This window comes from Brevibacterium sp. S22 (assembly GCF_004745485.1).
In the GTDB taxonomy this organism is placed as follows: domain Bacteria; phylum Actinomycetota; class Actinomycetes; order Actinomycetales; family Brevibacteriaceae; genus Brevibacterium.
This window is the reverse complement of the sequence record NZ_RHFG01000030.1, coordinates 1-18,872: the sequence shown is the minus strand read 5'-3', so window position 1 is coordinate 18,872 and position 18,872 is coordinate 1. Positions and strand designations below refer to the sequence as shown.

The window sequence follows — 18,872 nt, the reverse complement described above, 5'->3', positions numbered from 1 at the left end:
CAAAGCCGCCTGCGGACCGGGCGAGACCTCACAGCCGGGCGATGGTGTCCACATCCTCGCCGAACTCCCGGGCCGTCTCTTCGGACACGGTCGCCCTCGTCGCCCGCAGCGCATCGAGGTAATCGTCGGTCGAGAGCACCTCGGTGCGGGAAGCGATGTCGACCTGCCGCTGGCGCAGCGACGATGCCAACGCCTCCTGCGAAGCACGCCTGGCCGCATATTCGATATCTGCCGGGGTCAGCCCATCACTGGCATCGACGAGCACTTCGAGGTCGACACCGGTGATCGTGTGCTCAGGAATATAGCGCGACCAGATCGCCTCCCTGGCGGTGGCATCGGGCAGGCCGATGGGAATGACATAGTCGAAACGCCCATGCCGGAGGAACGCAGCATCGAGGGCGCGGACGAAGTTCGTCGCACAGATGAGCAGCCGACCCTCCCGGTCCCGGAACTGACCGACCTGCTTGAGCAGCTCGTTCGTCACCCCCTGCGTCGGAGACGGCGGCTCACCTCCGCGCTTCGATGCGATCTCCTCGACCTCGTCGATGAACACCACAGCATGCTCGAGCTCGTTGATCTGCTCGAATGTCGTCCGCAGACCCGCGGCCACACCACCGGGCTCCCCGGACAGACGTGAGGGGAACACCTCGACGAACGGCCAATCCAGACGCGACGCCACCGCCTTTGCGAACGTGGTCTTCCCCGTCCCCGGGGGTCCGAAGAGCATCACCGCCCGAGGCGGGACCACCCCGAAATGATCGGCGAGATCCGGTTCGGCCAGAGGCACGACGAGGCGGTCCTCGAGCATGTCCTTCTCCTCCTGCATCCCACTGACCCCATCCCAGAGATGGCGGGGCAGGATCCGTCCTCCGACCGCTTTGAGCCGGTCGAGTTCACGACGCTGGACGGGCAGGTGCCGTTCGACGTACTTCAACCCGGACCGGGCCTCGAATCCATTGGCCACCAGACCATCGCAAGCCGACGTTCCGGCGGGAACGAGCATCGACAGCTTGCCCAGGCCCAGCGGCATGAGGCGGCGTTCGAGCGCATCGAGCAGCCCCGCCTCGGCGCGGGTGCCCTGCTCCGGATCGGCACGTACGGCCTTTTGGACATGGAAGAACACGAGGACCCCCTGGCCATGGGCGGCACGGCCGACGGCAGCACCGACGATCTCCTCGTTGCGGACGGCGACGACAGCCTGATTGCGCTGGCAGGACGCGAGCACCTCGGAGAGCGGATAGAGGGGATGCGCGGGGGAGGGGATCGCCTCGGGGAGGGCCGGATCCGCAGTGTCGCCTGCGGCTGTCTCGAAGAGGCGGATGATTCCGTCGAGGTCGTCATCGTGGAAATCGCGGATGCGGGTGCGGGTCATCGAAAACTCCTCTGTTTCGGTGGCGGGCAGGGTCCAAGCGTAGACGATTCCCACCCTCCGTCCGTGATCTGTCTCTCACCATCCGCGCTCTGCTGCGTGCCCACGGACGGCACGGCCGCCTCGGCGAGGCACTGGCGAGGCGAACGACACCCGCAACGCGGGTGGACCACTGCACTGATGAGAGGAGGTGGGCGGTATCCTGGATCTATGGCGATTCTCGGTGACCAGGCAGCAGCGACTGCCATTGACGCGTTCGGTTCCGTCGGCACTGCAATGGTGACCCCATTCAAGCGCGACGGCAGCATCGACTATGCGTCCGTGGAGAAGGTGGCGAACCACCTCGTCGAGCTCGGAAACGACATGCTCGTCGTCTCCGGCACCACCGGCGAATCTCCGACGACGACCGACGACGAGAAGATCGAACTCCTCCGCGTCGTCCGCGGTGTCATCGGCAAGCGGGCGAAGATCGTCGCCGGCACCGGCAACAACGTCACCGCGCACACCATTGACCTCTCCCGCCGATCGGCCGATGCGGGAGCCGACGGGATCCTGCTCGTCACCCCGTACTACTCGAAGCCGACCCAGCCGGCGATCGAAGCCCATATGCGCGCGGCAGCCGACTCCACCGACCTGCCGGTCATGCTCTATGACATTCCCGGTCGGGCTGGTGCGCCGATCATCACGGATACCCTGCTGCGGCTGTCCGACCACCCGAACATCCTCGCGGTCAAGGACGCCAAGGGCGATCTCTTCGCCTCCTCGTTCGTGATGAACAATTCCTCGCTCGTGTACTACTCCGGCGAAGATGCCCTCAATCTGCCGCTGCTGTCCCTCGGGGCACTCGGACTCGTGTCGGTGGCCGGGCACGTCTGCTCGGACCGGTTCGCCGCCATGGTGGCCGCAGTGGCGAACAACGACCTGGACTCCGCGCGCACCCTTTCCCGCGACACCGCGGACGTGGTGGATGCGCTCATGAACCATATGCCGGGAGTGATCTCGGCGAAGGCCGCTCTGCAGGCCCAAGGAATACTCGACAACCGCGACGTGCGTATGCCGCTGCTCCCAGCTGATGAGGAGCAGATGGCGTTCGTCGCCGCCCAATTGACCAGGAGTGGCTACCTCAGTGAATAATGCATTGACCCAAGAACTGTCCCGCCCGCCGAAGATGGACAAAGAAGCCGTCCGCATCGTCGCGCTCGGCGGGCTCGGCGAAGTCGGCCGCAATATGACCGTCTTCGAATACCACGGCAAGCTCCTCATCGTCGACTGCGGTGTGCTCTTCCCCGAAGAGGACCAGCCCGGCGTCGATCTCATCCTCCCCGATTTCTCCTACCTCGACGACCGCCTCGATGACATCATCGGCCTCGTCCTGACCCACGGCCACGAAGACCATATCGGCGCCGTGCCCTACCTGCTGCGCCGCAAGGGCGACATCCCGATCCTCGGTTCGCAGCTGACGATCGCGCTCATCGAAGCCAAGCTCAAGGAACACCGGATCAAGCCCATCACCCGTGTGGTGAAGGAAGACGACGTCGACCAGCTCGGTCCCTTCGACCTCGAGTTCGTCGCCGTCAACCACTCGATCCCCGACGCCCTGGCCGTGTTCATCCGCACGGGCGCCGGCAACATCCTCCACACCGGCGACTTCAAGATGGATCAGCTGCCGCTCGACGGCCGCATCACCGATCTGCGCGCCTTCGCCCGCCTCGGCGAAGAGGGCGTGGACCTGTTCATGACGGACTCGACGAACGCTGAGGTCCCCGGCTTCACCGCACTGGAGAAGGACATCGGGCCGGTGCTCGAGAACCTCTTCGGCACCGCCGAACGCCGCATCATCGTCGCCTCCTTCTCCTCCCACGTCCACCGTGTGCAGCAGGTCCTCAACGCGGCTACGGCGCATGGTCGCAAGGTGGCCCTCGTCGGCCGCTCCATGGTGCGCAATATGAAGATCGCCGAAGACCTCGGCTACCTCGAGGTGCCTGCCGGAACGCTCATCGACATCAAGAAGGTCGACGACTTCCCCGAGGATCAGATCGTCCTCATGTGCACCGGCTCGCAGGGAGAGCCGATGGCCGCCCTGTCGCGGATGGCCAACCGCAGCCACCGCGTCGACGTCGGCGACGGCGACACCGTCATCCTCGCCTCCTCGCTCATCCCCGGCAACGAGAACTCCGTGTTCAAGGTCATCAACGGCCTCATGAAGCTCGGTGCCCGCGTGATCTCGAAGGCCGATGCGAAGATCCACGTCTCCGGCCACGCCTCCGGCGGCGAGCTGCTCTACTGCTACAACATCGTCAAGCCCCGCGGCGTCATGCCCGTCCACGGCGAATGGCGTCACCTGCTGGCCAACGCCCGCCATGCCGAGGCGACCGGGGTCGATCCGAACAACATCGTGCTCGCCGATGACGGCTGGGTCGTCGACCTCAAGGACGGCCACGCCGAGGTCGTCGGCGCCGTCGACTGCAACTACGTCTTCGTGGACGGATCCTCGGTCGGTGAGATCACCGAGGCGGACCTCAAGGATCGTCTCGTCCTGTCCGGTGAGGGCTTCGTGACGATCTTCATGGCTGTGAACTCGCAGACCAAGTCGCTCATCGCCGGGCCCGAGATCCACGCCCGCGGTGTGGCCGAGTCCGACGACGTCTTCGACTCGATCATGCCGAAGGTCCAGAAGGCCGTCGAGGATGCTCTGCGTGACGGCACCACCGATCAGTACCAGCTCCAGCAGGTGGTGCGCCGCACCATCGGCCGTTGGGTGTCCTCGAAGCTGCGCCGCAAGCCGATGATCGTCCCGATGGTCGTCATCGTCTGAGGCTGACTCGAACGAACGCCCGCAGGTGCCTTATGCCCTGCGGGCGTTGTCGTCCTCGGCGTAGTCCGTTGCCTGTGGCCCGACCCTTGCCCGCGAGTCCGATGCTAGCGCCGCCGCTCGTCGGCGCCAGCCGATGGTCGAGGTTGACGGCGGAGTCGAGGTCATCGGACCGGATGGTGCCGTCCCCGTTACCACGCTGTTCGGCGACAACGACGAACTCATCGTCTACCAGCAAATGTGGTACGACGGTGCGCCCCACCAGGGAAAGTGCGAGGGATGCACGACCGCGGCCTGGCAGCCCGACGACTCCGTCTACCTCGCTGCCCGCGGGGTCTCCTTCGCGATCCTCACGGTAGGCGAGTGGTCGGAGGTCGAGCGTATCGTCGACTTCATGGGCTATCGCGCACCGTGGTACTCCGTCCGTGGCCTCGACGTACCCATCGGCGGTGCGATGGGCAACCTCCAGTGCTACCTGCGCCGAGGCGACCGAGTGTTCCTCACGTACTCGACCACTGGCCGCGGCATCGAGGGTGAGGCCGTTCCTCGGGCTCCTTGACATCACACCCTACGGTCGCCGAGAGGGATGGGAGGAGGTCCCCGAGAGGTGGCCCGATCCGATCGATGCCGGAGCTCCGGTGGGTGGCCATGGGGCGCCGATCTCTTGGTGCTGGCGTACCACCGTCGATGGCGTGCCGGGCGGGGGACCGACGAGCCGGCCGGTTCCACAGTGGACGAGAGAGGGCGCTACCGCGTCGACGACGCTCGGCCGAGAAGGATCCTGTCACTGAGACAGCCGTGACCACAAGGGACTGAGAGCTTTCAGGGGAGAGCCGTCGGGCGCGAGCGGTGGGCTCCGGTTCGTCATCGTCGATGTCACAGCCGGAGCCTGCCTCAAGACCCGGCAGCGTCTCGTTGGGTGACCGGCGGCTCATGACCACGACGACGATCGCATTGAGGAAGACGAGTCATAACTGATTCTTTGCCCCAGTTGAGCACAGAACATGTAGTCACTAGCTGTGTCAGAAATGAAGGGGAGCTCCTGCGTTCGTCGTTCAGATTTGCATGACCAAGCGATAGAAGTACCTATCTGACTTGGTGGACTGAGACCACGGCGATACACGTGTGAACGACAAGATACGATGCCGGTATGTTTGTTGGATTTCACGACCAAGTCGACTTTCGGCCGGGTGGACGACGATGAAGTCGCTATTGGCAAAGATCCGTAGGTGCGCTTCTACCAAGTGGTGGCTGGGACCCGTCGCAATGTTCTTGTCACTGGTTGCACTCGTCGCTGCAGCTGGCTTTTTGGGTGATCCTGATGACCTCCCACCAGTGACCTTCTGGAGCGTAGCGAGTGCAATCGCGGTCTTGTTCGTAATAGGTGTATTCGCGCTTGCAACTTACGTTGATATGCAGCGAAAACGGGATGAAGACTACTTGGTGGTGAGAGTCGGTCAGATCGGATTTGGCGTATGGGTGGTCGCCACAGGCATTGCGGCGCTGGCAGGGTGGGGCGCCTTTCAAACCGGGGTAAGTTCCGCCTCGGTGTTGGTCGCAGCCTTTTCAGTTGCATTTCTGCTTATCGGTGTAAGCATGGCTGGAGCTCCGAAACGCAATTCTGAGCTGAGGTTTCTCCAATTGCTCAAACGCGTTGCAAACTGGCAACTCCTGGCCGGGAGCGCAGTCATTGCAGTGATCTATGTGCAACCTGCGCAAGGGGAGTCCTTCTTCGAACGTAATGGAGAAAATTTTGGACTGGCGATCGTCGAACTCTTCCTTTGGGTAGTCGGTGCAGGCCTCATGACAGTTTTATTGGAACCGCTCAAGTTCAAACGTGAGTCGGCCCAAGATTCTGGTGAGATAACAGATGCGGAGCGTGGACAAACTGCCTCTTAGTCGAGTGAGATGACCGCGCTATTGAGTCTCCTGCGCCGGGATGGCCGGTCAGTACTGAGCTACCCGATCCAGGATAGTTCTTCTGTCGGTGGAACTACCTCGATTTCACTCCGGTTTTCGTGATGGATCCACCCACCCGAGACGTCATCCGAGGGACGAGGTGCTCAGGCCCGGTGGGTGGGTTCCGGCTCGTCATCGTCGATGTCAGAGCCGGCGGCTGCCTCTAGGCCGGGCAGCGGCTTGCCTGGAGACCTGCGGATCATCACCACGACGACGGCCAGGCCGATGATGAGCGCGGTGAGCACGACGGTGCCCGCGTTGAAGCCCAGACCGTTGAGCCCGATGAATGCCAGGGCGCCCGCGGCCAGTGAATACACGAGCATCGGTATCGAGGTCCGACGAATGAGCTCGCCTTCGCGACCGACGAGTCCGACCGTCGCCGAGGCGGCCACGACGTTGTGCACGGCGACCATATTGCCCGCGGCCCCGCCGACCGCCTGTGCCGCGACCACGGTCTCGGGGCTGGCTGCGCCGATGGCCGTACCGGTGGAGAACTGGAACTGCGAGAACATGACGTTCGAGACCGTGTTCGATCCAGCGACGAATGCGCCCAATGCGCCGATGAACGGAGCGAGCAGCGGCCAAGCATCGCCGACGGAACTCGCGGCCGCCTCGGCGAGGGTGACCGGCATCGAATCCAGGCCGGCACCGTTGTAGTCGGCACCGGAGTTGATGAATACGCGCACCAGAGGCAGGGAACACAGCAGGGCCACGGCCGCGCCCGCGATCTGCGCACCGGCGATCTGCCACGAGCCTGCGATCTGCTTCTTCGTCATCCGGTGGATGAAGTACGTCAGCCCGCAGGCGAGAACGAAGATCGCGCCGGGCGACCACAGCAGATCCATGTTCTGGCTGATCGGGGTGCCGAAGATGTTGTCGATCTTGATCACGGCCGGACCGTTGAGGAACTCGCTGATCGCGGTCACATTGCGCGTGATGAGCAGCAGCGCGACGACGATGAGATACGGCGACCAAGCGCGGACCAGCGACATCTTTCTCTGCAGCTGCGCCTTCTCCTTGTTCGGATCGACGGTGCCCATCCAGAACGACGGCCACTTCTCACGCGGGGCGAAGTCCCAGGTCTTCTTCGGCATGAGGAAGCCCATCCGCGAGGTCGTCACGACGATGCCCAGGCCGATGAGCCCGCCGAGCAGCGACGGGAACTCGGGGCCGAGGACGTTGGCCACGATGAGGTAGGGAACGATCATCGCCAGAGCCGAATAGATCGCGAACGGAGCGACGGCCAGACCGTCGGCGAAGCGACGGTTGGCTCCGAAGAATCCGGTCATCAGGCACGACAGCAGCAACGGAATGAGGATGCCGCAGCAGGCGTGGATGAGTGCGACCTGGGTCGCGGTGTGGGCGACGAATTCGGCTTGATCGAGGCCGAGCTGACCGGCGCGCTCGGCGACGTCGGTCGACATCGAGCCGTCCTCCTGCGCCAGCCCGGAACCGATGCCCAGGACCATCGGAGTGCCCACGGCGCCGAAGCTCACCGGCGTCGACTGGATGATGAGACCGGCGAGGACTGCGGCGATCGCGGGGAATCCGAGGGCGAGCATGAGTGGAGCGACGACGGCGGCTGGGGTGCCGAAACCGGCTGCCCCCTCGATGAAGGAACCGAAGAGCCAGGCGACGATGATGACCTGCACGCGTCGATCCGGAGAGATCGCGATGAAGCCGGAGCGGATCGTCTCGATCGCCCCGGACCGAGTGATCGTGGCCAGCAGCAGAAGCGCACCGAAGACGATCCACAGCAGGCCGATCGCAACGAGGAGGCCCTGGACGACCGAGGCACCGATCGTCACCCACTCGATCTTCCACGCGAAGTTCGCTACGAGCGCGGCGGCGATCAGACCGACGGGCATTGCGTATTTGGCCGGCCAGCGGAAGCCGATGAGAAGAATTCCCGCCAACAGGATGGGGGAGAGTGCCAGTAGAGCTGCAACAGCGAGGTTGTCCACCGTGAGTCCGATCCGCGGCGTCTTTGCCGCATCGGCGAGTCCATGAGAGATGTTCCCCCTCATCGTCCCCAGCCCATCGGCCAGAGTCAATGATCACACCGTCTCGAATGCAGGATATGGTTTGACGAGACGTGCATCACCTCATAGTCTTTCGTTGTGTGAACATACATTTTCACAATGTGAAAGTTTCGCCGGCAAAACCCCGTTGACCAGCGAACATATCGCATCACCAGATGTGGACAAGAACGCAGCACCGATGTGCTGACAAAGGAGAACCAGCGATGACCGCTCAAATCGATAACCTGGACATCCCCGCCGGGATGGAGATCACCGGTGAGCTGCCGGACGGGGCTGAGAAGGTACTGACCCCGAAGGCGCTTGAGCTCATCGTCGACCTGCACCGGAAGTTCAACGGTGAGCGCCTCGAACGCCTCAAGGTTCGCAAGGAACGCCAGGCCGAGATCGCCGCAGGCAAGGACCTCGACTTCCTCGAAGAGACCGCTGAGATCCGCAATGATCCATCCTGGCAGGTCGCAGCCCCGGCCCCGGGCCTCGAAGACCGTCGAGTCGAGGTCACCGGCCCGACATACAAGAAGATGACGATCAACGCGCTCAACTCTGGTGCGAAGGTGTGGCTGGCCGACCAGGAAGATGCGAACACCCCGCAGTGGGACTCGGTCATCGAAGGCCAGATCAACCTGCTCGATTCGCTCAACCGCGAGATCGACTTCACCTCGCCCGAAGGCAAGGAATACAAGCTCGCTCCCGATGACCAGCTGCCGACCATCGTCGTGCGCCCCCGCGGCTGGCACATGCCGGAGAAGCACATCCTCATCGACGGTGAGGAGACCTCCGGTTCGCTCGTCGACTTCGCGCTCTACTTCGCCACCGCCGGTCAGATCCAGATCGAGAAGGGCCGCGGCCCCTACTTCTACCTCGCGAAGATGGAGTCCCACCTCGAGGCCCGCCTGTGGAACCAGGTCTTCGAAACAGCCGAGGACGCCTTCGGCCTGACCCGCGGAACCATCCGCGCCACCGTGCTCATCGAGACCTACACCGCGGCCTTCGAGATGGAAGAGATCCTCTACGAACTGCGCGAGCACTCTGCCGGACTCAACGCGGGCCGCTGGGACTACATCTTCTCCGTGATCAAGAACTTCCGCTCCCGCGGCTCAGAGTTCCTGCTGCCGGACCGTTCGGACGTGACGATGACGGTGCCCTTCATGCGTGCCTACACCGAACTGCTCGTGCGCACCTGCCATAAGCGCGGGGCACATGCCATCGGCGGCATGTCCGCCTTCGTCCCCTCGAAGGACGAGGCCGAGAACAAGGCCGCCTTCGACAAGGTCCGCGAGGACAAGTCGCGTGAGGCCTCCAACGGCTTCGACGGCTCCTGGGTCGCTCACCCCGGAATGGTCGCCCTGTGCAAGGAGGTCTTCACCGAGACCCTCGGCGACAATCCGAACCAGATCGACAACAAGCGCGAGGACGTCAGCGTCACCGCCGCCGACCTCCTCGATGTGAAGTCGACGCCGGGTTCGATGACCGAGGCGGGCCTGCGCACCAACGTGTCCGTCGGCATCCAGTACCTGCGTGCCTGGCTCGAGGGCAATGGCGCGGTCGCCATCAACGGACTCATGGAAGATGCCGCGACCGCTGAGATCTCCCGTTCCCAGGTGTGGCAGTGGCTGGACGCCGGAATCACCCTGGACTCCGGTGAGAAGGTGACGAAGGAGCTCGTCGAGCGCATCGTCGCCGAGGAGGTCGCCAAGCTGCCCGGTGACGACGCAGGTTGGCAGGACGCCACCGACACGTTCGTCTCGGTCGCCCTCGATCCCGATTACGTCGACTTCCTCACCCTGCCGGCCTACGCCCGCATGCCGTGATCCGACCGTCGTGACCGACCACGGCTGTCGCGCGTGCCCTGATCGGGCCACTCGGATCCACAGCCGGTGAGTCACCGGACGCCCTCGAAATCTGTGCCTGAGGCACCGATTTCGGGGGCGTTCTTCGCTAAGCTCGACGTACACATGCGCGCAGCGCCCGAGACCGCACGAACAGAGGTGGGGATGAGCCTGACCACAGACGAACTGCCCCGACTGGCCAGTCCCAGCAGCATCGCCGAACTCTCCGAGCTCATGGCCCGCGCCCACGCCGAGAACCGGACTGTCGCCGTGTTCGGCGGCGGCACCGCCTTCGACGATCATCCGCCGGTGTCCACTCCCGGACTGCTCATCGACCTGACCTCGATCGCCGAGGTGGCCGACCTCTCCGGTGCGGGCGACACCATCCGTGCCGGTGCCGGAGCCCGGATCAGCGCACTGAACAGGTTCACCGCCGAGTCCGGGCAGGAGATCCTCGCCGATCTTCCGCGTGACCGCATCGAAGCCGGGGCCACCCTCGGCGGGATGATCGCCACCGCGGCCATCGGACCCCGCCACCTGCGCCGTCCGCGGCTGGCGGAGACGGTGCTGTCCGTGACGACCGTCGCCGCCGACGGGACCATTGCCCGCACGGCTGATGGACTCCACCCGGAACTGGGCGGTCGGGATCTCCCCGGGCTCGTCGCAGGGTCCTGGGGGACCCGAGCGATCATCGCCGAGGCCGAGATCCGGCTGACGAACAGACCCGAAGCGCAGAGATTCGTGTGGATTCCCGGCGCCGAGGCGGCCGCCGACCTGCTGATCGCCCGCCGTGTTCCCGACGCGGTCGTCATCGAACGCCCACCAGGTTCACCTGCGGCGACAATCGTCGAACTCGAAGGCGATGAGGACGAGGCAGCGGGTGAACTCGATCAGCTCGTCGACCGGATTCCCGGGGCGACTGTCTGTGGGGAGCCGGAATGGTGGGGGCGTCGAGCGCGGCTGGCCGCGACCATCGGGGTGTCCGCGGCACCGAGTTCCATTCCGACTCTCATCACAGCTGTCGACCGGTTGGAGACGACGATCGGCTATCCGCTGCAGCTGCGGGGCGGTGCCGCCGGGCATTTCGAACTGGGCATCGGCGCCCCGGAATCCGAACCGGGAGTGGCCACCCGTGTGGTGCTCGAGCATCTGCGCAGCTTCGGTCTGCATAGGATCGCCGCGCGGTTGGTCCATGCGCCGGCACCGGTCTGGGATGAGGTCGACGCGTGGGGGCCGCAGCCGGGGCGACAGGGTCTGCGCGAGCTCAAGTCACTCGTCGACCCGCGAGGAATCCTGGCCCCGGGCCGCGGCATCGCCGGCATCTGACCTCACTTCACCAACAGCACCGGGCACTCGGCTTCGAGGATCACCTGTTGAGCACTCGATCCGAGCAGCAGCTTGACCACGGGCGAGCGGCGTTTGGCCGCCATGACGATGAGTCGTGCTTGAAGGTCTGTCGCCAGGCCGAGGATCTGCTCCGCCAGATCGGGGCCGGCACGGTGGACGGCATACTCGAGCCCCGCCTCGGCGAGGGAGGCACCCAACCGGGTGCACTCGGCCAGGGGAGACGTCGAGGGTGCCGTCGTCGTATCCGTGCCGAACACGACCGCCTGCAGCGCAGCGTCCTCACGGCGGGCCGCGGCGATCGCCTGCTCGAGCACCTCGTCCGAGGCATCGGGTCGCAGCGCCAGGACCACGGTCGCCGACGCCGAGTCGATGCCCGGTGAGGCAGTGACCTGCAGGGATGGGGCAGGAAAGCGGGACTGTGGGGTCGAATAGAGATCAGTCATCGTCGACCCGCTCAGCCGATTCCGATGACGCCGACGGCCACACCGACCGCGAGCATGACGAGAGCGACGATGAGGGCCCGCCACAGCACCTTCTTGTGGTGGTCGCCGAGCTCGACGCCGGACAGCGACACGAGCAGCAGGATCGCGGGCACCAGCGGTGACTGCATATGCACGGGCTGGCCGGTGATCGAGGCGCGGGCCATATCGGCGGAGGAGATGCCGAAGTGGGAGGCGGTCTCGGCGAGCACGGGCAGGATGCCGAAGTAGAAGGCGTCGTTGCTCATGAAGAACGTCATCGGGATCGACAGCAGACCGGTGATCACGGCCATATAGGGTCCCATCGAGGTCGGGATCACCTCGACGAGCCATTCGGCCATGGCATCGACCATTCCGGTGCCGGACATGATGCCGGTGAGCACGCCGGCGGCCATGACCATGGCGACGACGGAGATGATCGCGGTGGCGTGGGAGGCGAGCTCCTCCTGCTGGTCCTTCATCTTCGGGAAGTTGACCATGAGTGCGATGACGGTGCCGATCATGAACAGGTACGGAAGCGGCAGGATGTCGATGATGAGAAGGACCATCACGGCCACGGTCAGGCCCAGGTTGAACCAGAACAGCTTCGGCCGCAGGGTCGCTCGGTTCGGGTCGAGTGCGGTGTTCGCCAGGCCCGACCCCGAACCGCCGGTCGCGGTCGCGTCGTCCGCGGATGCGGAGCCCGCCTCGGCGGGGGTGTCGTCATTCGCCGAGGCGGCGCCCGAGCCTGTGCTCCCCTGACCTGAGGTCGTCGCCCCGTTGCCGGCAGCGGTTCCGGCGGTCGCACCGTGTGCCGAGGAGCCGGCGACGGCACCGACGAGGTCCTTGCGACGGTGTGAGCCGCGGTCTTCGACCCAGGTGACGCCGTTCTTGGACAGGCGGCGGCGCTCGGAGAGGCCGAGCAGGTAGGCGAAGAGCAGGCACACGAGCAGACCCGCGATCAGGGAGGGCACCATCGGAGCGAAGATTTCGTTCGCGTCGATCTGCAGCGCCGAGGAGGCCCGTGCCGTCGGGCCGCCCCAGGGCACGATGTTGAGGGTGCCGTTGATGAGGCCGGCCACGCAGGTGAGCACCACCGGCGACATCTCGAGGCGTTGGTAGATCGGCAGCATGGCGGCGGTGACGACGATGAACGTCGTCGATCCGTCGCCGTCCAGCGACACTGCGCCGGTCAGCAGCGCGGTGCCCAGGACGACCTTGACGGGGTCGTTGCCGGCGATCTTGAGGATGAACTCGACGAGCTTGTCGAAGAGGCCGACGTCGATCATGATGCCGAAGTAGATGATGGCGAAGAGCAGCAGCGCTGCCGTCGACGACATCGAGGCGATCGCATCCATGACCATGTCCCCGATGCCCAGGCCGGCCCCTGTGAAGAGGCCGAAGATCGTGGGCACGAGGATGAGGGCGAGGATCGGCGAGAGTCGCTTGGTCATGATCAGCGTCATGAAGACGAGGATCATGGCAAAACCGAGAATGACAAGCACGAGCTTCTCCTTCGAAGGCGAATGTGAGGCTCGAAACACCGTAGGGCCCAGATCACGTGCCGCGCGCGTTTGTGTGCACTGATGGCGTTTAGATCGTTGAGCGCCTTTTGCGCATTTCGCTCAACCGTAGCTACGCTGAGTGCGTGCCCCGGCCCCACCGTTCGTTCTCCCGTCGTGTGCTGATCTCTCAGCTCGCGCTCGTCATCGTGATCCTTGCCCTGGTCACCGGCGTGTTCGCGTGGATCGGGGCGCGCACCGTCACCGAGGTGACCGAAACCGAAGCGCTGTCCACTGCCCGCACGCTGGCGATCGACCCGGATGTCCGGGCCGCTGCGACCGCGGCCTCGGCCGAGCACGCCGACGAACCCGATGAGCAGCTGGTGTCCTCGATGCTGGAGATCACCGATGATCTGCGCGACCGGTCGGGCATCAGCTTCGCCGTCATCACCGATGATCGCGGCATCCGACTCACCCACCCCGACCGGTCGAAGATCGGGCACAGGGTCTCGACCTCCCCGGAGGAGGCACTGGCAGGACGCGAGAACGTCTCCCACGAATCCGGAACCCTGGGGGAGACGGTGCGGGCGAAGGTGCCGATCTATTCGAGCGAGGACGGCAAGACCGTCGTCGGTGAGGTCTCGGTGGGCATCTACGCCTCGGTGCTCGACGCCGATGTCCGCCGCGAACTCATCCTGCTCGGCACCGTGGCCGTGCTGGCCCTGGCCCTCGGCGGGGTCGTGTCGGTCATGCTCGGGCGCAGGCTGCGTCGGGAGACGCTCGGCGTCGGTCCCGAAGAGCTCGCCGAGATGGCCCGCGACCAAGGAGCCGTGCTGCACGGACTCGACGACGGGGTGCTCGGCTTCGATGCGAGCGGGTCCCTGACACTGAGCAACTCGAACGCGAAGGAGCTTCTCGGGACCGTTCCCGACAACACGGCTGCGGCCGTGTCCGACGGGAGGAACAGAACCGCCTCGGCGAAGGACGGAGACCAGGTCAACGACACGGTCGACGACAGCGGAGGCACCTCGGTGAAGAAGCTCGACGGCTCTGAGCCGATCGACGTCCCTGACGAGATCACATCGATGATGGCCGACGCCCCGGATGAAGGTGCCCTGCGGCGGCGGATCACGATCGGAGACCGGATCCTCCTGGCCACAGCGGTGCGCGTGCAGCGCGACGGAGTCTCCGTCGGCGGGGTCGTGACCCTGCGCGACGAGACGCAGATGCTGACCATGGCGCGCCAACTCGAATCCGTCACCGCCATGGCCCGGGCCCTGCGCACCCAACGTCACGAATTCGCCAACCGGCTGCACACCGTGCTCGGCCTCGTCGACACCGGCGCGACCGACGAGGCCCACGCCTACCTGTCCGCGATCCTCGGCACCGGGCCGATCACCACCCCGGTCGAGGACATCGATCTCATCTCCGATCCGTACCTGCGCGCCGTTCTAGAGGCGAAGGGGACGACCGCCGCCGAGGCGGGGGTGAGCTTGGCCGTGGCCCCTGACTCCCTGGCCGTGGGGACGGTCCGCGACCCGGAAGCGGTCACGCTCATCCTCGGCAACCTCATCGACAATGCGGTGCGGGCGGCCGTCGCGGGACAGCGGTCAGGCCGACGTTTCTCCGAGACCGGCGGCCGGGTCGAGGTGCAGGTGCTCAGCTCCGGGACGGAACTCCACGCGGTCGTCACGGATACCGGGGACGGGATCGACGACGAACTGGAGGAGAAGATCTTCGACGAGGGATTCTCGACGGCCGCCTCGGCGCAGGATTTCGGGATCGGCCTGACCACGGGAACCGGCACCGGGGACGGCCACGGACTCGGCATCGGACTCGCGCTCAGCCGCAGGGTCGCGGAGAGAGGCGGGGGAGCGGTGTGGCTCATCGACGGCCACGATCCCGAACTCGGCGGGGCGAGCTTCGGCATGCGACTGCCCGATGCCCTCGACGAACCGGCGGGGGATGACCCTGATGCAGCCGCCGACGACGACGGCTCTGCAGCGGTGTGCGAACGAGGTGCGGCAGCCGACGAAGACTTCGGAACGAATGAGGAGAGATGATGGTCAACGTTCTCGTGCTCGATGACGACTTCTTCGTCGGGCAGATCCATGCCCGCTATGTCGACGAGGTTCCCGGTTTCACGGCGCTCGAACCCGTCCGCGACCTCCGAACTGCACGCGAAGTCATCGCCGAGAACGACGTGGAGCTGCTCCTCGTGGACTATGTGCTGCCCGAGGGCACCGGGGTCGAACTCATCCGCGAGACCGATATCGATGCGATCGTGCTCTCGGCGGTCACGGATCCGCAGGTGGTCCGCTCATCGCTGCGGGCAGGGGCGATGACGTACATCGTCAAACCCTTCGCCGCCGAGGTGCTGCAGAACTTCCTGCGTCGCTACGCTCGGTTCCGTCGCTACTGGGAGCGGGAGAAGGTCGGACAGGCCGATCTGGAGAGGCAGTTGCGCAACCTCCACGTTGCCGCGGCTGTCGGCGGGACCGGGGCGAGCCCGGCCGGATCGTCGACGACGACCCGGATCCTCACCGCGCTCGAAGAGGCGAGCGGTCCGATGACGGCCCTCGAAGTCGCCGAGGCGGTCGGGGCTTCCCGTGCGACCGCGCAGCGGCATCTGGCGAAGCTCGCCGAAGCCCGCACGATCACGGTGTCCCTGCAGTACGGCAACACCGGCCGCCCCGAACACCTCTACGCCACCCGCTGAGCGGGCACGTGCGCCAACTGCGCCCCGTGTTCTTGTCGCAGTTCGGTGAAACTGCAGCAGCTCGGTCCAGGGGCCAAGCTGCTGCAGTCTCACCGAGCCGAAAGTTCAGAGCGTTCGTGCCGGACAGCCCCGTCACCGTCGTTCGGCTGTTCCGTCGTTACCGAGCAGATCGAGTTCGCGCGGGAGTTGGCGCATCCGCAGCAGCCGCGGGGCGAGCACCGGCAGTGAGCCGAGCAGTGCACAGGCCGCCAGGATCCACATCGTCATTGTGACCCCGAGCCAATCACCGAGCACACCGGCGAGGAAGGCGCCCAACGGCATCGGTCCCCACACCAGGAAGCGGATCGAGGCGTTCATCCGGCCCAGCAGCGGCTTCGGGCACAGGCGCTGTCGGAAGCTCACCTGAGCGATGTTGTAGACGACGATTGCCCAGGTCGCAAGGAACCAACCGATGAGCAGGGTCGGAAGTGAAGGCAGGACCGTCGCGAGTGGGACTCCGAAGAAGCTGAGGCCGCCGATCAGGGCACACACGGCGATGCTCGTTCCCTCACCGAGGATCCTCTGCACCCAGGCTGCGGTGAGGGCGCCGAGGATTCCGCCGATCGAGGCGACGGACATGATGATGCCGAGTTCGACCTGGTGGAGTCCGAGCGTGGTGAGGGCGAACAGCACGAGGAGAGCGAAGATCCCGGAGGACGCAAAGTTCGTCAGCCCCGTACACGCGGTGATCCGTCGCAGCAGCGGGTGGCCGAGAACGAAGCCGAGTCCTTCCCGGATCTCGGCGACGAACCCGGCCCGACTCTCGGCCGGCCGCGGGCTCTCACGGTGCCGGATGAGACCGACGAGGATGCTCGAGAGTCCCATGCAGATGCTGGTGATGCCGATGGTGAGCGGGGCGCCGATGGCTGTGACCAGGCCAGAGGCGAGCGTCGGGCCGGCGACTCCGGCGGTCTGCTGACTGGCTTGGAGCTTGCCGTTTCCGTCGGAGATCGCATCCCCGTCGACGAGCTCGGGCAGATAGGACTGGTTGGCGATGTCGAAGAAGACACTGGCGATCCCGACGGCGGCGGCAACGCAGTAGAGCTGAACCATGCTCAGCGCATCGAGCGCCCAAGCCAGTGGAATGGTCAGCAGCACCGCGGCGCGGATGATGTCGCCGGAGACGATGACGAGCTTCTTCGGCAGACGGTCGACCCAGGCACCGGCGGGCAGGCTGATGAGCAGGAACGCCGCAGACTCCAGGGTCGCGAGCACACCCATTTCGAAAGCATCGGCGTGAAGGACCTGCACGGCGATGAGCGGGAGGGCGAAGAGGACGAGTTCGGAGCCGAACACAGAGACGGTGTCGCCGGCCCACAGCTTCATGAAGTCCCGGTGCCTCCACAGGGAGGACCGCTGCGGTTGTCTCGGCCTTCCGGAAGCCAGCCTTGGTTCTCGGTCGGGAGGCAGAGGTTGCTGGTGGGTCGGCAGAGGTTCCGGTTCGCTCGGCGCAGGTTCCGGTTCGCTCGGCGCAGGTTCCGGTTCGCTCGGCGGTGCTGGGTCGGCTGCGGCCATTGCTCTTCCTCGAGTCAGCAGGCGAAGGATCAGTGAATGCGAACTGTTAAGCAGTCATCTTCCTGGAGCGATTGAGGGAAGTCAATCACTCCGTCGCTCACCGGGGAAGACTGATTGACTTCTCCCGATCACTCGTTAGGTTGGAGGCATGAACGCTGAGTCGACAGACCCGCACGCTGCGGGGGCGCCGCCCGGCCCGCATGAGATCCGGCAGCAACACGACCCACGCTCCGGCGGGGATTCCCCTGCCGCTGCCGCCCTCGCTCGAGCCGTCGAACGCAGGGACGCCACCGACGCCGAGGCCAAGGCTCTGGCCTCGAGCATTCGGATTCGGATCCTGCGGCTGTGCCTCGACGAGGCATTGAGCAATCGCGAGATCGCCGCGGCGACCGGACTCAATCCGGCGACATCGCTGCACCATGTGCGGATGCTCGCCGACACCGGTTTCCTCGAGGCTCAAGACGCTCGCCGAGGCAGGCGCGGGTCCAGAGAGATCCCGTACCTCGCCACCGGCAAGAGCTGGTTCCTCAACACCGGTGACATGACGAACGAGATGTTCGAGGCCTTCACCACCGAATTCACCGCCGCGCCATATGAGGAACGGACGATGGGGCGGATGGCTGCGATGCTCACCGAGGATGAGGTCGAGGAGTTCCGATCCCGCATCGACGAGCTGTTCGAAGAGTTCCGGTCCCGCAGGAAGAAGGACGGGGCGAAGCAGTGGGGTCTGTTCATCGCCATGCACCCGAGTGATCCGCGGACCAGCACCGACCAGGATGCGCCCGACGACGAAGATGGTCCCGACGACGAAGATGGTCCCGACAACGAAGATGGTCCCGACAACGAATGAGCCCCGCATGCCCGCTGACGACGCCGAGAGCCGCTCTGTCGATGCCGACGTGGGTCGATGAGCTCCGGGCCGCCTCGGCGGCGGACATCGGATGCGGACGCGGAACACTCGCCTCGGGGCCGCAGGCTGATTTGCTGGTCGATCCGCCGCGATCCAGGCTCGGAAACCACGGTGGATCGACCAGACAATCGCGGTCGGCGGGTGGGCGAGCAGGCGTGCCCTCCAACATGGGTCGATGACGGAAACTCTCCGACGCCACGAAGTATCTCTCCGAAAGTGACCTATGCGTGGGTCGCAGGCGGATTTGCTGGTCGATCCGCCGCGATTTCAGCGCTTGGGTTCAAGGAGTCGTCGCAACACCTCCAGTGAGGAGGATGTTGCCATGGTCCGTCCCGGACCCCGTTCCCTGCCAAGCACGGTCGAGGCCCAATTCT

At 65.3% G+C, this 18,872-nt stretch carries 14 protein-coding genes; 9 read left to right on the top strand and 5 right to left on the bottom strand.

Annotated elements, in window-relative coordinates; genetic code table 11:
* Window positions 1-28: 28 nt before the first annotated feature.
* Window positions 29-1,372 carry an ATP-binding protein gene (locus EB835_RS17495; protein ID WP_135810730.1) on the bottom strand — a complete coding sequence of 448 codons (1,344 nt, stop codon included), beginning with the start codon at window positions 1,370-1,372 and terminating at the stop codon, window positions 29-31.
* Window positions 1,373-1,579: 207 nt separating this feature from the next.
* On the opposite strand from EB835_RS17495, the gene dapA reads away from it, so the two are divergent.
* The 4 genes from dapA (at window position 1,580) to EB835_RS17475 (ending at window position 6,080) form a co-directional block, all read left to right on the top strand.
* On the top strand, window positions 1,580-2,503 hold the full coding sequence (dapA, locus tag EB835_RS17490; RefSeq protein WP_135810729.1) for a 4-hydroxy-tetrahydrodipicolinate synthase: 924 nt from the start codon (window positions 1,580-1,582) through the stop codon (window positions 2,501-2,503).
* Between the two features lie 34 nt (window positions 2,504-2,537).
* Complete coding sequence (locus EB835_RS17485) at window positions 2,538-4,184, top strand: ribonuclease J (RefSeq protein ID WP_135810757.1); 1,647 nt, start codon at window positions 2,538-2,540, stop codon at window positions 4,182-4,184.
* A gap of 133 nt (window positions 4,185-4,317) precedes the next feature.
* Complete coding sequence (locus EB835_RS20705) at window positions 4,318-4,740, top strand: DUF899 family protein (RefSeq protein ID WP_240688827.1); 423 nt, start codon at window positions 4,318-4,320, stop codon at window positions 4,738-4,740.
* A gap of 707 nt (window positions 4,741-5,447) precedes the next feature.
* On the top strand, window positions 5,448-6,080 hold the full coding sequence (locus tag EB835_RS17475; protein WP_135810728.1) for a hypothetical protein: 633 nt from the start codon (window positions 5,448-5,450) through the stop codon (window positions 6,078-6,080).
* Window positions 6,081-6,244: 164 nt separating this feature from the next.
* On the opposite strand, the gene EB835_RS17470 is transcribed toward EB835_RS17475, so the two are convergent.
* Window positions 6,245-8,167, bottom strand: coding sequence for an L-lactate permease (locus EB835_RS17470; RefSeq protein WP_135810727.1), 1,923 nt, complete (start codon window positions 8,165-8,167; stop codon window positions 6,245-6,247).
* A 218-nt stretch (window positions 8,168-8,385) separates the two neighbouring features.
* Between EB835_RS17470 and aceB the strand changes: the two genes are divergently transcribed.
* Together aceB and EB835_RS17460 are read left to right on the top strand one after the other, a co-directional pair.
* Entirely contained in the window at window positions 8,386-9,990 is a 1,605-nt protein-coding gene (aceB, locus tag EB835_RS17465; protein ID WP_135810726.1) for a malate synthase A, read from the top strand.
* 183 nt (window positions 9,991-10,173) lie between these two features.
* Complete coding sequence (locus EB835_RS17460; RefSeq protein ID WP_168216777.1) at window positions 10,174-11,334, top strand: FAD-binding oxidoreductase; 1,161 nt, start codon at window positions 10,174-10,176, stop codon at window positions 11,332-11,334.
* A 2-nt stretch (window positions 11,335-11,336) separates the two neighbouring features.
* On the opposite strand, the gene EB835_RS17455 is transcribed toward EB835_RS17460, so the two are convergent.
* Both EB835_RS17455 and EB835_RS17450 read right to left on the bottom strand, forming a co-directional pair.
* Entirely contained in the window at window positions 11,337-11,798 is a 462-nt protein-coding gene (locus EB835_RS17455) for a universal stress protein (RefSeq protein WP_135810724.1), read from the bottom strand.
* An 11-nt stretch (window positions 11,799-11,809) separates the two neighbouring features.
* Window positions 11,810-13,318: a CitMHS family transporter gene (locus EB835_RS17450; RefSeq protein ID WP_135810723.1), complete on the bottom strand. Its 1,509-nt coding sequence runs from the start codon at window positions 13,316-13,318 to the stop codon at window positions 11,810-11,812.
* A 143-nt stretch (window positions 13,319-13,461) separates the two neighbouring features.
* Here EB835_RS17450 and EB835_RS17445 point away from each other — a divergent pair, with 143 nt between their 5' ends.
* Together EB835_RS17445 and EB835_RS17440 are read left to right on the top strand one after the other, a co-directional pair.
* Complete coding sequence (locus EB835_RS17445; RefSeq protein ID WP_135810722.1) at window positions 13,462-15,378, top strand: ATP-binding protein; 1,917 nt, start codon at window positions 13,462-13,464, stop codon at window positions 15,376-15,378.
* The gene (locus EB835_RS17440; RefSeq protein ID WP_135810756.1) at window positions 15,378-16,034 is read left to right on the top strand and encodes a response regulator; all 657 of its coding nucleotides are present in this window, start codon (window positions 15,378-15,380) and stop codon (window positions 16,032-16,034) included. Before EB835_RS17445 ends, EB835_RS17440 begins: the two co-directional genes overlap by 1 nt.
* A gap of 132 nt (window positions 16,035-16,166) precedes the next feature.
* Here the strand turns inward: EB835_RS17440 and EB835_RS17435 are convergent, their stop codons facing one another.
* A complete protein-coding gene (locus EB835_RS17435; RefSeq protein ID WP_276606010.1) occupies window positions 16,167-17,420 on the bottom strand; it encodes an MFS transporter in 1,254 nt (417 codons plus the stop codon).
* A 316-nt stretch (window positions 17,421-17,736) separates the two neighbouring features.
* On the opposite strand from EB835_RS17435, the gene EB835_RS17430 reads away from it, so the two are divergent.
* Window positions 17,737-18,438 (top strand): ArsR/SmtB family transcription factor, encoded by a 702-nt coding sequence (locus EB835_RS17430; RefSeq protein WP_135810720.1) that lies wholly within the window; start codon window positions 17,737-17,739, stop codon window positions 18,436-18,438.
* Window positions 18,439-18,872: the final 434 nt, after the last annotated feature.